12 protein-coding genes are annotated in these 18,844 nt (G+C 62.6%); 8 read left to right on the top strand and 4 right to left on the bottom strand.

All coding sequences use genetic code 11. The features are described from left to right. The first annotated feature begins 81 nt into the window (after positions 1–81). Positions 82–1,098, top strand: coding sequence for a glycosyltransferase family 2 protein (locus AB4048_RS18320; protein ID WP_442203416.1), 1,017 nt, complete (start codon positions 82–84; stop codon positions 1,096–1,098). A 288-nt stretch (positions 1,099–1,386) separates the two neighbouring features. Next, the gene (locus AB4048_RS18315) at positions 1,387–2,976 is read left to right on the top strand and encodes a glycosyltransferase family 39 protein (protein ID WP_442203415.1); all 1,590 of its coding nucleotides are present in this window, start codon (positions 1,387–1,389) and stop codon (positions 2,974–2,976) included. A gap of 45 nt (positions 2,977–3,021) precedes the next feature. On the opposite strand, the gene AB4048_RS18310 is transcribed toward AB4048_RS18315, so the two are convergent. Beyond that, positions 3,022–4,392 carry an aspartate aminotransferase family protein gene (locus AB4048_RS18310; RefSeq protein WP_442203414.1) on the bottom strand — a complete coding sequence of 457 codons (1,371 nt, stop codon included), beginning with the start codon at positions 4,390–4,392 and terminating at the stop codon, positions 3,022–3,024. A gap of 192 nt (positions 4,393–4,584) precedes the next feature. Here AB4048_RS18310 and AB4048_RS18305 point away from each other — a divergent pair, with 192 nt between their 5' ends. After that, a complete protein-coding gene (locus AB4048_RS18305; protein WP_442203413.1) occupies positions 4,585–5,943 on the top strand; it encodes a glutamine synthetase family protein in 1,359 nt (452 codons plus the stop codon). Between the two features lie 14 nt (positions 5,944–5,957). Here AB4048_RS18305 and AB4048_RS18300 read toward each other — a convergent pair whose 3' ends face one another. After that, the gene (locus AB4048_RS18300; protein WP_442203412.1) at positions 5,958–6,905 is read right to left on the bottom strand and encodes a diacylglycerol/lipid kinase family protein; all 948 of its coding nucleotides are present in this window, start codon (positions 6,903–6,905) and stop codon (positions 5,958–5,960) included. Positions 6,906–7,263: 358 nt separating this feature from the next. On the opposite strand from AB4048_RS18300, the gene AB4048_RS18295 reads away from it, so the two are divergent. Both AB4048_RS18295 and mgtE read left to right on the top strand, forming a co-directional pair. Further along, complete coding sequence (locus AB4048_RS18295; protein WP_442203452.1) at positions 7,264–8,442, top strand: MFS transporter; 1,179 nt, start codon at positions 7,264–7,266, stop codon at positions 8,440–8,442. Between the two features lie 248 nt (positions 8,443–8,690). Continuing rightward, the gene (gene mgtE, locus AB4048_RS18290; protein WP_442203411.1) at positions 8,691–10,067 is read left to right on the top strand and encodes a magnesium transporter; all 1,377 of its coding nucleotides are present in this window, start codon (positions 8,691–8,693) and stop codon (positions 10,065–10,067) included. 59 nt (positions 10,068–10,126) lie between these two features. Here mgtE and AB4048_RS18285 read toward each other — a convergent pair whose 3' ends face one another. Together AB4048_RS18285 and AB4048_RS18280 are read right to left on the bottom strand one after the other, a co-directional pair. Further along, on the bottom strand, positions 10,127–11,230 hold the full coding sequence (locus tag AB4048_RS18285) for a branched-chain amino acid aminotransferase (protein ID WP_442203410.1): 1,104 nt from the start codon (positions 11,228–11,230) through the stop codon (positions 10,127–10,129). 183 nt (positions 11,231–11,413) lie between these two features. Next, complete coding sequence (locus AB4048_RS18280; protein ID WP_442203409.1) at positions 11,414–13,078, bottom strand: electron transfer flavoprotein-ubiquinone oxidoreductase; 1,665 nt, start codon at positions 13,076–13,078, stop codon at positions 11,414–11,416. A gap of 223 nt (positions 13,079–13,301) precedes the next feature. Here AB4048_RS18280 and AB4048_RS18275 point away from each other — a divergent pair, with 223 nt between their 5' ends. The 3 genes from AB4048_RS18275 to AB4048_RS18265 all read left to right on the top strand — a co-directional run bounded on the left by AB4048_RS18275 (position 13,302) and on the right by AB4048_RS18265 (position 18,801). Continuing rightward, positions 13,302–14,090 (top strand): SDR family oxidoreductase, encoded by a 789-nt coding sequence (locus AB4048_RS18275; protein ID WP_442203408.1) that lies wholly within the window; start codon positions 13,302–13,304, stop codon positions 14,088–14,090. Between the two features lie 359 nt (positions 14,091–14,449). Further along, a complete protein-coding gene (locus AB4048_RS18270; RefSeq protein ID WP_442203407.1) occupies positions 14,450–15,688 on the top strand; it encodes an efflux RND transporter periplasmic adaptor subunit in 1,239 nt (412 codons plus the stop codon). Continuing rightward, complete coding sequence (locus AB4048_RS18265) at positions 15,685–18,801, top strand: efflux RND transporter permease subunit (RefSeq protein ID WP_442203406.1); 3,117 nt, start codon at positions 15,685–15,687, stop codon at positions 18,799–18,801. The genes AB4048_RS18270 and AB4048_RS18265 overlap by 4 nt, the downstream gene beginning before the upstream one ends. Positions 18,802–18,844: the final 43 nt, after the last annotated feature.

The following is an 18,844-nucleotide window of genomic DNA, read 5'->3' as shown; positions in this document are numbered from 1 at the left end:
AGTTAGGCACCTTGAAAATTTCAAAGCGGCTGTCATGCCCGCTTTCGACCGATATCGTCGGTCTTTTAGGAGAAAGAAGAGTTGCAGACAACGGCTGAGTCCATCCGCCCTACGACCGCGGCGAACCCGATCGCGCTTTCGCTCGTGGTGCCGGTGTTCAACGAGGAAGAGAGCGTCGGTCCGCTGATCGACCGCATATCGGCGGCGATGTCCGGTTATGCCGAGCCTTGGGAGCTCATCCTGGTCGATGACGGCAGCACGGATGCGACGCTTGCCAACGCCCGGCTCGCCGTCGGCAATGACGGGTTGACGTTGCGGGTCGTCGAGCTGCAGCGCAATTTCGGACAGACCGCCGCCATGCAGGCCGGCATCGACACCGCCGCCGGCCGCCTCATCGCCACCATGGATGGCGACCTGCAGAACGATCCGAAGGACATCCCCGCGATGGTCGCGGAGCTGGAACGGCGACAGCTCGACCTTTTGGTCGGCTGGCGCAAGAACCGCCAGGACGGCCTCTTCCTTCGCAAGATCCCTTCCTGGTGCGCCAACTATCTGATCGGTCGCATCACCGGCGTGAAACTGCACGACTATGGCTGCAGCCTGAAGATCTATCGCGCCTCCATCATCAAGCAGGTCAAGCTGATGGGCGAGATGCATCGCTTCATCCCGGCCTGGGTCGCGAACGTCGTTCCAAGCTCGCGCATCGGCGAAATGGTGGTTACCCATCACGCACGTCAGCACGGTACGTCGAAATACGGGATCTCGCGCACCTTCCGCGTCATCCTCGACCTTCTCTCGGTCATGTTCTTCATGCGCTACAAGGCGCGGCCCGGCCATTTCTTCGGTTCACTCGGTCTCGGACTGGGTGCGCTCGCCGCGCTGATCTTCGTCTACCTGGCCTTCGACAAGTTCGTCATGGGCGACGATATCGGCACAAGACCGCTCCTGATGGTGGGCGTGGTGCTGTTGTTGTCCTCGGTGCAGATGATCACCACCGGCATCCTCTCGGAGATGATTGCGCGCACCTACTACCGCGACGACGCCTCCCCGAACTACGTGGTCCGCGAGATCTTCGATCGAAACCATCTCGACGTATAGCGTCGGCCAGAGCGGGTCGTTTTACCTTCGCAAACTGTGGCCGACCGGCCACAGTTAAGAAGCGAATGGCAACGGCGTTTATACGATCCACATCAAGAAGATGCAGTAACGAATTAATTCCATTTGAAAATCTAATTTAGAGATGAGTGAGGGCGCCCGCCTACTAATCAGTAGCAATCCGGGCCCGCTTCATTTATTCGGGCATAGTAATAATCTAAAATGACATGTGCCAATGAGTCGGCGGTTTTTTCCTGACTTCTTGCTGGCATGCCATTCGGGGACGGAGCTTTGTCGGAATATACACCTACCGCAGGTGCCGAAGGGCGCGCCGCGTATGGTCAGACCATGTCCCTGCGGGACTATCCGGTCGGATCCATCCGTCCCGACCGGCTTTTCGCTCGAAAGCCCGATGCGGTCATTCTCCTGCTTGCCGGGTATTTCCTTCTTGAATTCTTCGTGCGCCTGGCGATGCCGCAGGGGCTGCGCTACGACGAGTCGCAGCAAGCCTTCTTCTCCCAGTGGCTGGCGCTTGGCTACGATTCCCAACCGCCGCTCTACAATTGGGTGAATGCGACGGTCGTCGCTCTCTTCGGGCTGTCTGTCGCAACGCTTGCCTTCGTCAAGAATGCGGCGCTTTTTCTCGTTTATGTGAGTTACTACAAGCTCGCGCGGCTTGTCCTGAAGGACAAATTCTTCGCAGCGATCGCGACGCTATCGCTCTTCGCGATCCCCCAGCTCTCCTGGGAAGCGCAGCGGGACCTCACCCACACCGTCGCCGAACTCCTGACCGTCAACCTGTTCCTGCATGCCGTGATCCGAACGCTGAAAGCGCCTGATATCGCTTCCTATTTCCTGATGGGCGTCGCTCTTGGTCTCGGAATGTTGTCGAAGTATAACTTCGTCTTGGTCCCCGCCGCGGCACTCGTCGCCGTCTGGTTCCATCCGCAGGGCCGTTCGCGGATTTTCGACAAGCGCTTCTTGATGACGATTACGGTCGGACTGCTGATCTTCCTGCCGCATGGGCTGTGGCTCGTCCACAACCTCGACCTTGCCTCCGGCCGCACTCTCGGCATCATGGCGCAGAACGCGCCCGCGAGCGCGATCTCGAAATTCAGTGCGGGTCCGCTGAAATTCGTCAAGCTCGTCATCTTGATGGGCGCGCCGACCCTGCTGCTCTACGCGCTGGTTTTCCGTGGGAGCTTTTTGAAAAACCTCAAGCAATCCGACGAATGGACGCGCTTCTTCGAGATCTTCGCGGCCGTGCTCGCGCTTTCGGTGCTGGCGCTGATCGTTGCCGTCGGCATGACCGACCTGCGCGACCGCTGGCTCCTGCCCTTCCTGCTGCCGCTGCCGATCTACCTCTGCCTCAAGATGGAAGCAGCCGGCGTGAATCCGGACGCATTTGCCAAGCGGTTCATCTACATTCCGTTGGCGTTGATGCTGCTCATCCCGGCGGCGCTCCTGGTGCGGGTAACGCTTCCGCACTGGTTCAAGAGTTACGAGGCCTACAACGTTCCCTATGACAGCTTTGTCGAACAGGTGGTGGCAAGCGAAGGAAAGCAGCCGGGACTTGCGGTAACCGACGACTGGCTTCCGGCCGGCAATCTCAAACTGCAGCTGCCGACAGTGCCTGTCATGTCGAGATTTTTCGCCAATCTGGAGACCGGCTACGAATGGAGCCGCAATCGGCCGATCCTGCTCGTCTGGCTGCCGGAGAAGGATAACGGCGCGATGCCGGCAACGCTCGTCGAGTGGCTGCGCAGCGCCGTCGGCCCTCGCTACGAGGGCTCCACCGTCCGTCGCGCCGACGTCAGCTACGCCAACGGCGAGGCCGGCTCTGCTGTGACCTTCGCCTACTCCTGGATCTATCCTAAGTAAGCCGGCTTCGAGCAATTCTAGGAAAAGTGGTACGCGGTTTTCCGACTAGCCTTTCGCCTCGGCCCAGACGGCATCCAGCGCGGCGCGCGTGGTGCGGATCATGGTATCGACCTCGTCGCGCGTGATGATCAGCGGCGGCGAAAACAGCATGCGATCAGCCGTGGCGCGCAGCACCAGACCGTTGGCGAGGCAATGGTTGCGCACCTCCACGCCGGCGCGCTCGCGGTCCTCGAAGCGGCCCCGGGTCGCCTTGCTTTCCGCAAGCTGGACCGCGCCCATCAGCCCGACGCTCTGCGTCTCACCCACCATCGGGTGATCCTCAAGCGACTGAAGCCCCGCCGCGAAATAAGGACCGATATCGTTGCGGACGCGCTCGACAAGTCCCTCCTCGTCGATGATGCGCAGGTTTTCCAACGCCGCGGCAGCACAGACCGGATGCCCGGAATAGGTGAAGCCGTGGTTGAAGTCGCCGACCTCGTTGACCAGCACGTCACCGACGCGATCGCTGACCATCACGCCGCCGATCGGCAAATAGCCGGAGGATAGCCCCTTGGCGATCGGGGCGAGATCCGGCTCGACGCCGAAATGCTGAAATCCGAACCAGTTGCCGGTGCGGCCGAAGCCGCAGATTACCTCGTCCATGACCAGCAGAATGTTACGGGCCTTGCAGATGCGGGCGATTTCCGGCCAGTAGGCCTCCGGCGGCACGATGACGCCGCCCGCACCCTGGATCGGCTCTGCGACGAAGGCGGCAACATTGTCCTCGCCGAGTTCGTCGATCATCTGCTCCAGCTCGCGCGCGGCCTTCAAGCCGAACGCAGCAGGCGACAGATCCCCGCCCTCGCCATACCAATAGGGCTCGCCGATATGGACGATGCCGGCGATCGGCAGATCGCCCTGCTCGTGCATGTATTTCATGCCGCCGAGCGACGCGCCGGCAATCGTGGAGCCGTGGTAGCCGTTGCGGCGGGCAATCACCATCTTCTTCGAAGGCTTGCCAACTGCTGCCCAATAGACGCGGGCCATGCGCAACCAGGTGTCGTTGGCTTCAGAGCCAGAGCCGGTGAAGAAGACCCTGTTGATGTTCGGTCCGGCGTGCGAAACGATCTTCTGCGCGAGCAGAACGGTCGGTGGCGTGGTGGTGCCGAAAAACGTGTTGTAGTAGGGAAGCTCGTTCATCTGCCGCATGACGGCGTCGGCGATTTCCCTGCGGCCGTAACCGATATTGACGCACCAGAGACCGGCAAAGCCGTCCAGGTAGCGCTTACCGTGATTGTCGTAGATGTGGCAGCCTTCGGCGCGCTCGATGATCCGTGTGCCGGCGGCGTTCAGCTTCCCCATGTCGGAGAAGGGATGAAGATGGTGGGCGGCATCCAGGGCACCAAGGTTGGAAACGGCGGCGGACGTGGTCGGCATCAAAAGGCTTCCTTAGGGGATGAAGGACCTTCGGCGCGTTTCCCTCGGAAACCCGCAAAAATCCGCAAATCATTGAACGACGAAGCAGAATGGGCTAGGAAAATGCCTATCCTACAGGCATTTGGCAAGGGACAGGCGAGAGAATCGCCACGCCACCAAGGGCCTCCCTCAAGAGCCGAAACGAAGCCGACCATGACGAAAGAACGCCCAGCAGCCGGCACCGCGCCCGCCAACGCCCCGCCCAGGATCGAGATCCTGCTTGTCGGCATGAATGGCGACCTGCGCGGCAAGCAAATTCCGCTGGAGGCGGAAAAGAAGGTCTGGGACGGCTCGGTGCGCCTGCCTTCCTCCACCCAGTCGCTGGACATCTGGGGCGACGACAACGACGACATCACAGGGCTTTCGCTGTCGGTCGGCGATCCCGACGGCGCTGTCCTTCCCGACCGGCGGTCGCTGGCGGCCATGCCCTGGGCGCCCGACGGCTCCAAGCAGGTGCTGGCCACGATGCACGAGTTCGACGGCGCGCCGAGCTTCATGTGCCCGCGCGCGATCCTGGCCGAACTGCTGAAGCGCTTCGAGGCACGGGGGCTGACGCCCGTGGTGGCAACGGAACTCGAATTCTACGTGGTGGAGGACGACTGGCGCGAAACCGGCAAGCCGCGTCCGCCGGAGCGGCTGACCTATCGCGGAAAGCCGAACGGTTTCCAGCTCTACGACATGAACGCCACGGACGCGCTGGATGACTATCTGCAGACGGTTCGCGCCTGGGCGCGCGAAATGGAACTGCCAGCCGACGCGACAACCGCGGAATTCGGCCACGGCCAGTTCGAAATCAATCTGCTGCATCGGCCCGATGCGCTCGCCGCGGCCGACGACTGCATCTACCTGAAGCGGATTGCCGAACAGGCCGCACGCCGTCACGGCCTGAAATCCACCTGCATGGCAAAGCCCTATGCCGACCAGGCCGGTTCTGGGCTGCACGTTCATGCCAGCATCGTCGACCGCGAGGGCCGCAACATCCTCGACGCCAAAGGCGGCGATCCGGTGCGGCTGAAATCGGTCTGCGCCGGCATGCTGAAGACGATGCGCCAGGCGCAGCTGATCTTCGCGCCCTTCGCCAATTCCTATCGGCGCTTCCAGCCCGGCTCTTTCGCACCCGTCGATATCGACTGGGGATTTGGTCATCGCGGCACGGCGATCCGCATTCCGGACAGCCAAGGCCCCGCCGCGCGCATCGAACACCGGGTCGCCGGCGCCGACGTCAATCCCTACCTGCTACTGACCGCGATCCTCGGGGGAATGCTGCTTGGCCTCGACGAGGACCTCGATCCCGGCGCGGCCACCGAACCGGGCAAGGATCCGGTCGGCGTCGAGCGACTGACGCACGACTTCCTGACCGCTGTCGAGGAATTTTCCGCATCGCCCTTCATCGCCGACGTCTTCGGCGAACGCTACCGCAAGCTCTACGGCGACACGAAGCGCAAGGAAGCGATCACCTATCTGCGCACCGTCTCGGATTTCGACTACCAGACCTACCTGCCCCGGCTTTAGAGCCTCTCCGGCCGTCAGGCGCCTGCCTGCTGAAGCGCCGCCTCCGCGGCCGCGCGCTCGGCGGTGTCCTTGTTGACCATGACCTTGAGTTCGCCGGGATGCAGCAGCAGTTCGACGTCGCGACGCAAAGGCAGGAGTTCGCCGTCGATCACGCAGTGGGCTTTCGGGCTCATCCGCGGAAAATGCAGCTTCAGCGCATTGGTGTGCATGACCATGACATCCGCGTTTTCGCGAAATCTACCCCTCAGCATGTCCACTGCGAGCCTGGCGACGCCGAGCGGCCTCATCGGGTTTGCTGTGTAGAAACCCAGCGTTCCCGTCGTCAGCCTGTCGGCGTAGAGCAGAGCATTCTCGCCGAAGGGATTGTTGGATACCAGGACCGCCGACACGCGCCGTCGCTCGCGAATATCATCTGCGACAAAATCCACGTCGAATTCCGGTGGGTTGAAGACGACGCCGAAGGCCGCACGAACGCTCGCCGATATTTTTCCGACACGCGAGCGATAGGTGTAGGCGCTGCGGTAGCGCACCATGCGGGCATGCATGCCGGCCGAAAACTGGTGGATGAAGGGCCGCCCATTGGCGCTGCCTATGTCGACGTGCTCGATCTCGCCGTAAGCCAGGACGTCCAGCGCCTGCCATATGTCGAGCGGCAGTCGCAGGGATCGAGCGAAGAGATTCATCGTGCCGGCTGGAATAACACCGAGCGCAATGCCGCTGCGCCAGGCGACGGCTGCAGCCGCCGAGACCGTGCCGTCACCTCCGCCGGCGACGATACCGTCCACCTCGTCGCGGCGTGCCGCGTGCTGCATGGCGGCCACGACGTTATCGCTGCCCACGATCTGCGCTTCGAAATCGTGGCCGGCATCGCGAAAGACCTGCGTTGCTCGCAGAGCATAAGCTTGCAGGTCGATCGTGCGGAAGGTTCCGCCGTCGCGATTGAAAAACCCGATGAATTTCATCGATCCCCGGTCGTTTCACAAAAAGGCAAAGACCCGGCTGGGCCATGACTGCTTCGGCGCAACTGGGGAGATGGTTCGCCTCGCCGGCATTTCAAGCACCTGTCGCGAGACGTCGTGCCACCACGTGCATCGAACCTATGCACATAACAGGATGCTGCACTGCAAAAATTGCACGCGACAGCGCCATCGATTGCGCTGGATAAGTGTTTCTGGGCGCTTCGCGCTCTTCAATCGTATTTCCCGGAAATCGTCCGAGGCAGGCAGGCTCGACCGCGCCGTCTCGCGGCCCCCTTTACGTCCGCCGCACAGGAGTTCGCCCGTGAGTGATGTCGCCGTTGACCGTCTCGCCTCGTCGGAAATCACACAGGAACCGTCGAAAGCAGCGGTCGCCCTGGTCACGCTGGCGCTCGCCGTCGGCGGCTTCGGCATCGGCACCGGCGAATTCGTCGTCATGGGCTTGCTGCCGGACGTCGCCGGCGCGTTCGACGTGACGACGCCGCAGGCGGGGCACGTCATCAGCGCCTACGCACTCGGCGTGGTTATCGGCGCGCCGGTGATTGCGGCACTTGCCGCCAAGTTGTCCCGTCGGACGCTCCTCCTTCTGTTGATGACGGTGTTTGCACTCGGCAACATCGCCAGCGCGCTGGCGCCGACCTTCGCATCCTTCACCATTCTGCGCTTTATCACAGGCCTGCCGCACGGCGCCTACTTTGGCGTCGCCGCGCTGGTCGCTGCCTCGATGGTGCCGGCCCAACGCCGCGCCCGCGCCGTCGGCCAGGTCATGCTCGGGCTTACGATCGCGACGCTCGTCGGAACCCCGGTCGCAACTTTCCTCGGCCAGCTCCTGAGCTGGCGCGCCGCCTTCATGATGGTCGGCGCTATCGGTGCGCTGACCGTCCTCTTGATCGCGCTCTTCCAGCCGAAGGACGAGGTCGAGGAAGGTGCCAGCATCCTGCGCGAATTGGGAGCGTTGCGGCGCGTTCAGGTCTGGCTGGCGCTGGCGATGGCCGCCGTCGGCTTCGGCGGTATGTTTTCGATCTTTACCTACATTGCCTCGACGACAACCGACGTGGCCGGCATGCCGGCGCGCATGGTTCCGATCGTGCTTGCTCTCTTCGGCATCGGCATGAACGTCGGCAACATCGTCGGCTCGCGCCTCGCCGATATCTCGCTCAAGGGTACGATCGGCGGCATGCTCGTATTCAACATCGTGGTGATGGTCCTGTTTTCGCTGACAGCCGCAAACCCGCTGATGCTGTGCATCTGCGTGTTCCTGATCGGCTGCGGCTTTGCCGCCTGCCCGGCCGTCCAGACGCGGCTGATGGATGTCGCCGCCGACGCGCAGACGCTTGCCGCCGCCTCCAACCATTCGGCGTTCAATATCGCCAACGCGCTCGGCGCCTGGCTCGGCGGGCTCGTCATCGTTTGGGGCTACACCGCTGCCGCGACCGGCTATGTCGGCGCGGTCCTGTCGTTCGCCGGCCTTCTGGTCTTTGCCTTCGCCGTTGCTMTCGAGCGGCGACAGAAAGACGCCTGACGCTGACGAAAAACTGGTGCGGCATTGTGGCATTAACCTTTTCGGCCACTTGACTTTTTTGCACGCGGGAGCCATCTCTCGGCCGTGGAAGACAGCGTGCTTCCATGCCGATTAACCGGAGCCATCTTACGATGCCTAGCGACAGTAGTAGTCGATTGCCTTTGCCGTCCGCGGCCTTCGTGCTCTAACCGACTCCTGTCGGCTTGCCACGATCCGCTGCGACGGCGGATCGACTGAAAGGCAAGCCAATGAACTTCAACAGCCTTCCTCTCCGGGCAGGACATGCTGCCCTCAGCCTCATCAACGACGGTCGCGGCGCCATCAGCACCGCCGAGCGCGTTGAGCGGCTCAATGCACTCGAAATTTCCGAAGCCGCCCGTGTGCTTGCCGCCTTGCCGCAGCAAAAGGCAGTCGGGATCTTAAGCCGCCCTGAGCTTCACAACGCCGCCGCGATCCTGACGGAGATGCCGTCCGAGCAAGCGGCCCGTCTCCTCAACGCGACGGCGAACGACCGCGTGGTCGATCTTTTCCTGGAAATGGACGAGGCGACGCATGCCCGCATTTTCGATCTCATGGACAACGCCACGCGCGTCGCCATCCAGAACCTCATGGGCTACCCGCCGGGGACGGCCGGCAGCATCATGACGACGGAGTTCGTCAGCGTGCCGGACACCTGGACGGTCGCCCAGACGCTCGACCACGTCTGTCAGGTGGAGCGCTCGCGCGAAACGGTCTATGCGATCTACATTCTCGACGCTCACACGCATTCGCTGATCCATGTCGTGACGCTGCGCCGTCTCATCACCGGCGCGCCGGACGATTCCATCCTCGCCGTCGCCCAGCAAGGCGCCCCAGTCACCGCGGATGCGCTGATGAAGCAGGAGGACGTCGCGCGACTGATCCGCAAGCACAACCTGCTCGCCCTGCCCGTCACCAACGACGATGGCAAGATGCTCGGCATCGTCACCGTCGACGACGTCATCGACACGATGATCGCCGACACGACGGAAGACGCCCAGAAATACGGCGGCATGGAAGCGCTCGGCAAACCCTATATGTCGATCGGCTTCCTCGGCATGATCCGCAAGCGCGCCGGCTGGCTCGCAGCGCTGTTTCTCGGCGAGATGCTGACTGCAAGCGCCATGCAGCACTTCGAAGGCGAGCTGGAAAAGGCGGTCGTTCTGACGCTCTTCATTCCGCTGATCATGAGCTCCGGCGGCAACTCCGGCTCGCAGGCGACCTCGCTGATCATCCGGGCGCTGGCGCTCGGCGAGATCAAGCTCTCCGACTGGTGGCGGGTGCTGCTGCGCGAACTGCCGTCCGGGATTACGCTCGGCGTGATCCTCGGCCTGATCGGGCTTATCCGCATCACCGTCTGGCAGTCGCTTGGGCTGTTCGACTACGGCGAACATTGGCACCTGGTCGGCTTTACCGTCTTCGCGGCGCTGATCGGTATCGTAACCTTCGGCTCGGTCTGCGGCTCGATGCTGCCGTTCCTGCTGCAGAAGCTGCGTTTCGACCCGGCAAGCGCCTCGGCGCCGTTCGTCGCCACGCTGGTCGACGTGACGGGTCTCGTGATCTACTTCTCGGTCGCGCTGATGATCCTGAGCGGCACGCTGCTGTAGAACAAAAAACGGCGGGTGCGTCGCCGCACCCGCCGAAAAACTTAAAAAGGAACGATCAATTACACACCGTCGATTGCCTTTACCCAGCCGTGCGGGTCGTTGCTGCGTCCGCGCTGGACGCTGACGAGGTCTTCGCGCAGCTTGTTGGTGACAGGGCCGGTCTCGCCGCCGCCGATGCGGAATTCCCCGCCCGTGAACTTTACCGCGCCGATACCGGCGACGACGGCAGCCGTGCCGCAGGCGAACGCTTCCTTCAGTCGTCCGCTTTGCGCATCGGCCTTCCAATCCTCAAAGGAATAGGGCCGCTCGTGGACGGTCAGTCCCTGATCGCGGGCAAGAGCGATCAGCGAAGCGCGGGTGATCCCCGGCAGGATGGTGCCTGAAAGGGGCGGTGTTACGAGCGAGCCATCCTCCATGACGAAGAAGACGTTCATGCCGCCCAGTTCTTCCACCCAGCGGTGCTCGGCGGCGTCAAGGAAAACGACCTGATCGCATCCGCGCGCCGCGGCTTCGGCCTGCGCGACAAGGCTTGAGGCGTAGTTTCCGCCGCATTTCGCAGCGCCCGTACCGCCGGGAGCGGCCCGGCTATAATGCTCGGAGACCCAGATGCTGACAGCCTTCGCACCGCCCTTGAAATAGGGGCCGACCGGCGAGGCAATGACGCAGAAAATGTAATCGCGCGACGGCCGCACGCCGAGGAAAACCTCGCTGGCGAACATGAACGGACGCAGATAGAGGCTGCCGTCGCCGTCCGGAATCCACTTGCTGTCGATCCGGACGAGCCGTTCGACGGCTTCGAGGAAAATCTCCTCCGGTATTTCCGGCATCGCCATGCGCTCCGCCGACGCGGCAAAGCGGCGGGCATTTTCCTCAGGCCGGAAGAGAACGGCGCGGCCATCGGCCGTCCGGTATGCCTTCATCCCCTCGAAGATCTCCTGGGCATAGTGCAGCACGCTGCTCGCGGGATCGATCTGGAAAGGTGCACGGGCGGTAATTTCAGCGGAATGCCACCCCTTGTCGACATTCCACCGGATCACGGCCATGTGGTCGCTGAACAGCGTGCCGAAGCCCAGGCTCTCGAAGGCCTTGGCCCGTTCTGCCTCGGGCATCGGGTGCTGGTTCGGCTTGACGTCAAATGTGGGGCGCGATGTGGCGGCTTGCATCTCTTATGTCTTTCCAGTGACTTCGAACGAGGGCGCAAATTGCAGTCTTAGTCGGCATTTATCAAGCCGATTGCGCACAAAATTGAGGCGATTGCGGTCGCAAAGCCGCACTCGGATGCGATACGGCAAAAAGCCGGGCAAGGCGCTGACCTCCCCGGCTTCTGAAACTCACAAGCGATCCGACTACATGTTCGGATAGACCGGCCCCTCGCCGCCCTGCGGCGGCACCCAGTTGATGTTCTGGTTCGGGTCCTTGATGTCGCAGGTCTTGCAGTGCACGCAGTTCTGCGCGTTGATCACGAAGGTCTCCTTGCCGTCCTTCTCCACCCATTCGTAGACGCCGGCCGGGCAGTAGCGCGTCGAAGGGCCGGCGTAGACGTCGAGCTCCGAAGACTTCTGCAGCGCCGGATCCTTCAATTGCAGGTGGATCGGCTGATCCTCCTCATGGTTGGTGTTCGAGAGGAACACCGACGAGAGACGATCGAAGGTCAGCACGCCGTCCGGCTTCGGATAGTCGATCTTCTTGTGCTTTGCTGCCGGCTCCAGCGACTGCGCGTCGGTCTTCGCATGCTTCAGGGTACCGAAGAAGGAGAAACCCAGGAGCTGGTTTGTCCACATATCGAGGCCGCCGAGCGCCACGCCGACAGCCGTTCCGAACTTCGACCACAGCGGCTTGACGTTGCGCACCCGCTTCAGGTCCTTGCCGATATCGGTGGCGCGCCAGGCGTTCTCGATCTCGACCACTTCGTCGTTGGCGCGGCCGGCGGCAATCGCCGCGGCGATCTTGTCGGCGGCGAGCATGCCGGAGAGCACGGCGTTATGGCTGCCCTTGATGCGCGGCACGTTGACGAAGCCCGCGGAACAGCCGATCAGCGCGCCGCCCGGGAAGGAGAGCTTCGGCACCGACTGATAACCGCCCTCGGTGATCGCGCGGGCGCCGTAGGAGAGGCGCTTGCCGCCCTCGAAGGTACCGCGGATCGCCGGATGCGTCTTGAAGCGCTGGAATTCCTCGAACGGGTAGAGGTAGGGGTTCTTGTAGTTTAGGTGCACGACGAAGCCGACGGCGACCAGATTGTCCTCGAGGTGATAGAGGAACGAGCCGCCGCCCGTTTTCATATCCAGCGGCCAGCCGAAGGAGTGCTGCACCAGACCCGGCCGGTGGTGCTCCGGCTTGACCTGCCACAATTCCTTGATGCCGATGCCGAATTTCTGCGGCTGACGGTCCTTGGAAAGATCGAACTTGGCAATGAGCTGCTTGGCAAGCGACCCACGCACGCCTTCGCCGATCAGCACATATTTGCCGAGCAGAGCCATGCCACGCGTAAAGTTCGGCCCCGGTTCGCCGTTGCGCTCGATGCCCATGTCGCCGGTCGCAACGCCGATGACGGCGCCTTCGTCGTTGTAGAGCACTTCGGTTGCGGCAAAGCCCGGATAGATCTCGACGCCGAGCGCCTCGGCCTTTTCGGCGAGCCACCGACAGACGTTGCCGAGCGAGACGATGTAATTGCCGTGATTGTTCATCAGCGGCGGCATGAAGGCGTTCGGCAGGCGGATGGAGCCGGCCGGGCCGAGGAACAGGAAGTGGTCGGCCGTGACTTCGGTCTTGAAGGGATGACCCTCCTCCTCGCGCCAGCCGGGCAGAAGACGGTCGATGCCGATCGGGTCGACGACCGCGCCGGAGAGAATGTGCGCGCCGATTTCCGAACCCTTTTCCAGGACGACCACCGTCAGATCCGGATTGACCTGCTTCAGCCTGATCGCCGCGGAAAGCCCCGCCGGTCCCCCACCGACGATTACCACGTCGAATTCCATGCTCTCGCGCTCTGGCAGCTCATGCAAATCAGTCATTCACCATTCTCCAGTTGGCCGCGTACGGCCCAAACCCCCATTTTATGCCTCTCTCTTGTCAAAACGAGAAAGAATTGTCGAGCCGAGAAGCGACAGGAAAGGCCCGATTTTGCCCTGTCTTGCCCCAGAATGCGCAAGATGGCGTCCCGCTCTTTCAAATGCGCGCCGTTGCGCTCTATAGAAGGCTGAACACCAGCGCCTCCGCAGCGAAAGGACAACAGTCATGGATCTTGGCATCAAAGGAAAACGCGCACTGATTCTCGCTTCATCGAAGGGGATCGGACATGGCATCGCCGTGGCCCTGGCGCGCGAGGGCGCAAACGTTCTTCTGTGCGGGCGCAGCAGCGACCGTCTGGAGGCCAATTGCAAGGCGATCAACGCTGAAAAACGCGGCAGGGCGGATTGGGTCTGGGCGGACCTCAACGAGGACAACTTCGTCGAAGCGGTAAAAATCGCCGTGGCGGATAAATTCGGCGGCCTGGACATTCTCGTCAACAATACCGGCGGGCCGACGCCCGGCCGGACGACCGACATGAGCCCGGAGAAGCTGGATACCTATTTCCTGGCCATGGTCTCCCGCGTGATCACGCTGACCAACGCCTTCCTCCCCGGCATGATCGAGCAGCGGTGGGGCCGCGTTCTCACCGTCGCCTCATCAGGCGTTTTCGAACCGATACCGAACCTTGCGCTTTCCAATACGCTGAGGCCGGCACTCGTCGGCTGGAGCAAGACGCTCGCCACCGAGGTCGCCCGAAACGGGATCACGTCCAACATGCTGCTGCCTGGAAGTATCTTGACGGGCCGCACCGACGAATTGGACGGCGCCGCGGCAAAGCGCAGCGGACGTCCGATCGAGGACATTCGTGCCGAGCGGCAGGCCGAGATTCCGATCGGCCGCTACGGCAGCGTCGAAGAATTCGGAGCGGTCGCCGCCTTCCTCTGCAGCGAGCCGGCAAGCTATGTCACGGGATCGTTGATTCGCTGCGACGGCGGAGCCGCGGCCTCCATCTGACGCGATCCGCAAGCGCGGAGCCCTATCTTCCCTGCGCTCGCGAAATATTGATCGAAGCGGAGCGGCGCTGCGAACCGCAGCGTCGCGTTTCTGTTTTTTATCGCTTCTATAAGGCGCTCGAACAAAACATCGTTTTGCCTCAACGGCAGTCGCCAAGCTTTCCAAGCTTTAATTTTTTCGCAGGCGCGGATGATGGTAAGTTGTAGGCGAATGCGCGTCTGGGAATTCTCGGCAGGCCAGTGTCCTGTCCACGTTAGCGGTCACAGTGAAGTGAAGAGTTGCGGCATTTCTCCCAAACCTTTTGCATTGCAGTATCCCGCACCTCATCGTGAATTTTCGTCGGATCCGGTTGTCATCGAATGAAGAAGTTTCTAGTCACCATCAGCCTTCTCGCTATTGTTGCCGGGGTCGCCTGGACGCAAAGGGAGCACATTCCCTTTCTGCAAAAATACGCAACCACGACAACGGCCGGCAAGGCTGCCGACGGCAGCGGCGGCGGCCCGAAGGACCAGCACAACCGGCATGCCGCGACCCCTTCGCCCGTCAAGACGGTGGCGGCCGCCCTCGGCACCCTGCCGAACGACGTGACCGCAACCGGATGGGCAAGCGCCGAGGACACGACGACGATCGCCGCTCAGGAAGAAGGCACGATCGTCTCGATCGACGCTCAGGACGGTGCGATGATGAAGACGGGCGACCTCATCGCCAAGCTCGACGCGCGGACTGCCCAAGCAGCTGTCGACAAGGATCGGGCGATGCTCGCCAAGGATCAGTCAACGCTGACGGTGGCGGAGTCGGCGCTTACTCGCGCGCAGAGCCTTCTCAACGGTGCCGGGACGCAGCAGACGGTCGATCAGGCGCGCGCCGCGCGCGACGCGGCGGCGGCGACCGTCGATGGAGACCGCGCCCAGCTCGCCGCCGATCAGGTGTTGCTCGAGCACACCGAAATCCGGGCACCCTTCGACGGGCGCCTCGGCGACGTAACGCTCAGCGTCGGCGCCTTTGTCAGCCCCGGAACCGCGATCGTGACGATTGCGAAATACGACCCGATCTACGTCAAGTTCCATCTTCAGGAGGCCTACCTGCGCCAGCTCAAGCAGGCGCTCGCCGTCGGGACGGTCAAAGTCTCCACCGTCCCCCGCAGCGACAAAGGCAAGCCACGCGACGGTCAGATCACCTTCTACGACAACACGGTCGATCCCGCGTCCGGCACCATCCTTGCCAAGGCCAGGTTTGAAAATGCGGATGGATCGGTCTGGCCCGGCCAGTCGGTCAATCTGGTGGTTCACTTCAACAGCGACGAAAAGGTCATCGTGGTGCCGACGGTCGCCGTCGCGCCTGGCCCCGATGGCTTTTATGCTTTCGTTGTCGGCAAGGACAGCAAGGTGCGCATGACGCCGGTGACGGTCGCGCGCGCCAACGGCGGCCGCACGGCCATCTCCAATGGACTGTCGGAGGGCGACCACGTCGTCGTCGAAGGACAGGTGCAGCTCACCGACGGGCAGGCAGTGACCGAGCAGTTCAGCGATCAGACGGGCGAGAATTTGGCTCTGGCGGATCAGCCGGGTAAGGCAGCTGTGGCTGGAGAGGACCAATGATCCCCAATTTCTGCATCCAGCGGCCCGTTGCAACGACGCTCCTGGCGATCGGCGTCGTCCTCGCGGGCCTTGCCGGCTATCGGCTGCTACCGGTGGCGGCCCTGCCGCAAGTGGACTTCCCGACGATCAACGTTTCGGCGCAGCTGACCGGGGCGTCGCCGCAAACGATGGCGACCTCGGTCGCCACGCCGCTGATCAAGCAGTTCCAGACGATCCCCGGGATCAGCGAAATCAGCGCGACGAGTTCTCTCGGCAATACCAGCATCGTGCTGCAGTTCGATCTCAACCGTGACATCGATGCGGCCGCATCCGACGTTCAGGCGGCGATTTCGCATGCGACACGTCAGCTGCCCGACAATCTGACGACGCCGCCGAGCTACCGCAAGACGAACCCGGCCGACGCGCCGGTCATGCTTCTGGCCGTGCAGAGCGATACGATGCCCCGCAGCCAGCTGGACGACATCGCCGAGAACATCATTTCGCCATCGCTCTCGACGCTGCCGGGCGTCGCCGAGGTCACCGTTTTCGGCGCGCAGACCTACGCGGTGCGCGTCGAGGTCGATCCCGCCAAGCTACAGGACCGCGGCATCGGCATCGATACCGTCAACAACGCAATCGCCAACGCCAATAGTCAAGTCCCGGTCGGCTCTCTGCAGAACGAGACGCAGAGCATGACGATCAATGCCAACACCCAGCGCACGAATGCCGAACAGTTTCGCTCGCTGGTGATCGCCACCCCGAACGGCGCGCCGATCCATCTGTCCGACGTGGCGGACGTGAAGGATGGCGTCGAGAACAACTACACGGGGAGCTGGTACGACGGCAAACGCTCGATCCTTCTCGCCATCCAGCGTCAGCCGGACGCAAACACCGTCGAGGTGGTGGACGCGATCAATGCGAAGCTGCCGGGCCTGCACGCCGAAGTGCCCCGTTCGGTCAACATGACGGTCATGAACGATTCGGCAAAGCCGATCCGGGATGCGATCGCCGACGTGAAGGTTACGCTGCTGATCACGATCGGCCTCGTCATCCTGGTGATCTATCTGTTCACCGGGCATCTCACAGCGACGATCATACCGGGGCTTGCCGTTCCCCTATCGCTGATCTCGACCTTCGGGGCGATGTATGTGCTCGGTTACAGCATCGACAATATCTCGCTGCTCGGGCTGACGCTCGCCGTCGGCCTTGTGGTGGACGACGCCATCGTCATGCTTGAAAATATCCTGCGGCACGTCGAGGAAGGCATGCCGGTCCGGCAGGCCGCGATCAAGGGTGCTGCGGAAGTCAGCTATACGATCATATCCATGTCGGTCTCGCTGATCGCCGTCTTTATCCCCATTCTCTTGATGGGCGGTGTCGTCGGGCGCATCTTCAACGAATTCGGCATGGTGGTGGCGATCGCCATCGTCTCTTCGGCTGTCGTCTCGCTGACGGTGACGCCGATGCTCGGCTCGCGTCTGTCCGGCGGCGGCGGCCATGTGCCCTTGCCGGTGCGCCTCTTCAACGCCGGCTTCGAGCGGACGCTTCGCGGTTACGACCGCGCGGTCGGCTGGTGCCTGGGGCATCGCCGCTCCATTCTGATGCTGTTCCTGGGCTCGGTCGGCCTGTCGCTCTATCTCTTCATGGTGCTGCCCGCCAGCTTCTTCCCGACCGAGGATATCGGCCGCCTGTCGATCTCGACGCAGGCCCGTCAGGACATTTCCTACGCCGCCATGCAGGACCTGCAAAACCAGGCGGCGGCCATCGTTCGCAAGAATCCGGCCGTCGACCATGTGATGTCGATCGTCGGCGGCAACGCCCGCAATCCGCTCAATAACGGCACCATGTATGTGCAACTGAAGGACAAGGAAAAACGGCCGCCGCTCGACCAGACGCTGCGCGAACTGCGTGCCAGCATCAGCAAGATCGCAGGGATCAAGGCCTACATCACGCCGCAGCAGAGCCTGCGCTTCGGCGGGCGCAACACCGCCAGCCAGTATCAGCTCGTGATCCAGGCGCTAAACGCCGACCAGACGAACCTTTGGGCGAACAAGATCAAGGATGCGCTGCGCAAGGACAGCCGCTTCACGGACGTGACTTCGGACGAGCAAAACAACGCGCTGCAGGCCAACATCGTCGTCGACAGCGAGAAGGCCGCGGCCTTCGGCATCACCGACGACCAGCTGCGAACGACGTTGCAGGGCTCTTTCGGCGGATTTGCCGCGGCACAGATTCAATCGACCGGCGACAGCTACGACGTCATCGTCGAATACGACACGAGCAAGCCGTGGGACGACCAGAAGCTTCAGCAGATCCGCGTGGCCTCGGCGAACGGCTCGTTGGTGCCGCTTTCGAACTTCGCTTCCGTCGAACGGACGACCGGCCCGGTCACGATCAACCAGACGGGCCAGCTGGTATCGACGACGGTATCGTTCAACCTGCCTGCGGGCGTGGCGCTCGGCGACGCGACCGCGGCGATCGACCAGCTCAAGAAGGACATCAACATGCCGGCGGACGTCTTCACGTCCTACGGCGGCACGGCACAGATCTTCCAGCAGTCGCAGGGCAACACGCCGCTGCTCATCCTCGCCGCGGTGCTGACGATCTATGTGGTGCTTGGCGTCCTCTACGAGAGCTTCATCCATCCGCTGACGATCCTTTCCGGCCTGCCGGCGGCAGCGCTTGGCGCCCTGCTGGCCTTGAAACTCCTGGGTTTCGACCTCTCGATCATCGCCCTTATCGGCCTCCTGATGCTGATCGGCATCGTCAAGAAGAACGCGATCATGATGATCGACGTGGCGCTGGAGACGTTGCGCTCTTCTAAGGGCGTGTCGCCGACCGAGGCGATCCATGAAGCCTGCGTGCGTCGTTTCCGCCCGATCATGATGACGACGTTCTGCGCGCTCCTCGGCGCCCTGCCGATCGCGCTCGGCACCGGCGCGAGCTCGGAACTGCGCCAGCCGCTCGGCATCGCCGTCGTCGGCGGATTGATCGTTTCGCAGGCTCTCACCTTGTTCATCACGCCGGTGATCTTCGTCGAGATGGATCGGCTGAACACCTGGCTCGGCGGCCTCGGCAAGAAGAAGAAAGCGGATCCCGAGACCGAGGAACGGCCGGCGATCGCAGCCGAGTGATCGTCCGATTCCGATGTTCGCGGCGAGGTCAAAATCATTAGGT

It is taken from the genome of Rhizobium sp. RAF56, from assembly GCF_052113965.1.
In the GTDB taxonomy this organism is placed as follows: domain Bacteria; phylum Pseudomonadota; class Alphaproteobacteria; order Rhizobiales; family Rhizobiaceae; genus Rhizobium.
The sequence above is the reverse complement of the archived record's forward strand: the minus strand, read 5'-3'. Positions and strand labels throughout refer to the sequence as shown.

Bases quoted from the DNA above. Each gene is read 5' to 3' on its own strand.
- AB4048_RS18310 (WP_442203414.1), bottom strand. From the start codon at position 4,392: ATGCCGACCACGTCCGCCGCCGTTTCCAACCTTGGTGCCCTGGATGCC.
- AB4048_RS18305 (WP_442203413.1), top strand. From the start codon at position 4,585: ATGACGAAAGAACGCCCAGCAGCCGGCACCGCGCCCGCCAACGCCCCG.
- AB4048_RS18300 (WP_442203412.1), bottom strand. From the start codon at position 6,905: ATGAAATTCATCGGGTTTTTCAATCGCGACGGCGGAACCTTCCGCACG.
- mgtE (WP_442203411.1), top strand. From the start codon at position 8,691: ATGAACTTCAACAGCCTTCCTCTCCGGGCAGGACATGCTGCCCTCAGC.
- AB4048_RS18285 (WP_442203410.1), bottom strand. From the start codon at position 11,230: ATGCAAGCCGCCACATCGCGCCCCACATTTGACGTCAAGCCGAACCAG.
- AB4048_RS18280 (WP_442203409.1), bottom strand. From the start codon at position 13,078: ATGACTGATTTGCATGAGCTGCCAGAGCGCGAGAGCATGGAATTCGAC.
- AB4048_RS18275 (WP_442203408.1), top strand. From the start codon at position 13,302: ATGGATCTTGGCATCAAAGGAAAACGCGCACTGATTCTCGCTTCATCG.
- AB4048_RS18270 (WP_442203407.1), top strand. From the start codon at position 14,450: ATGAAGAAGTTTCTAGTCACCATCAGCCTTCTCGCTATTGTTGCCGGG.
- AB4048_RS18265 (WP_442203406.1), top strand. From the start codon at position 15,685: ATGATCCCCAATTTCTGCATCCAGCGGCCCGTTGCAACGACGCTCCTG.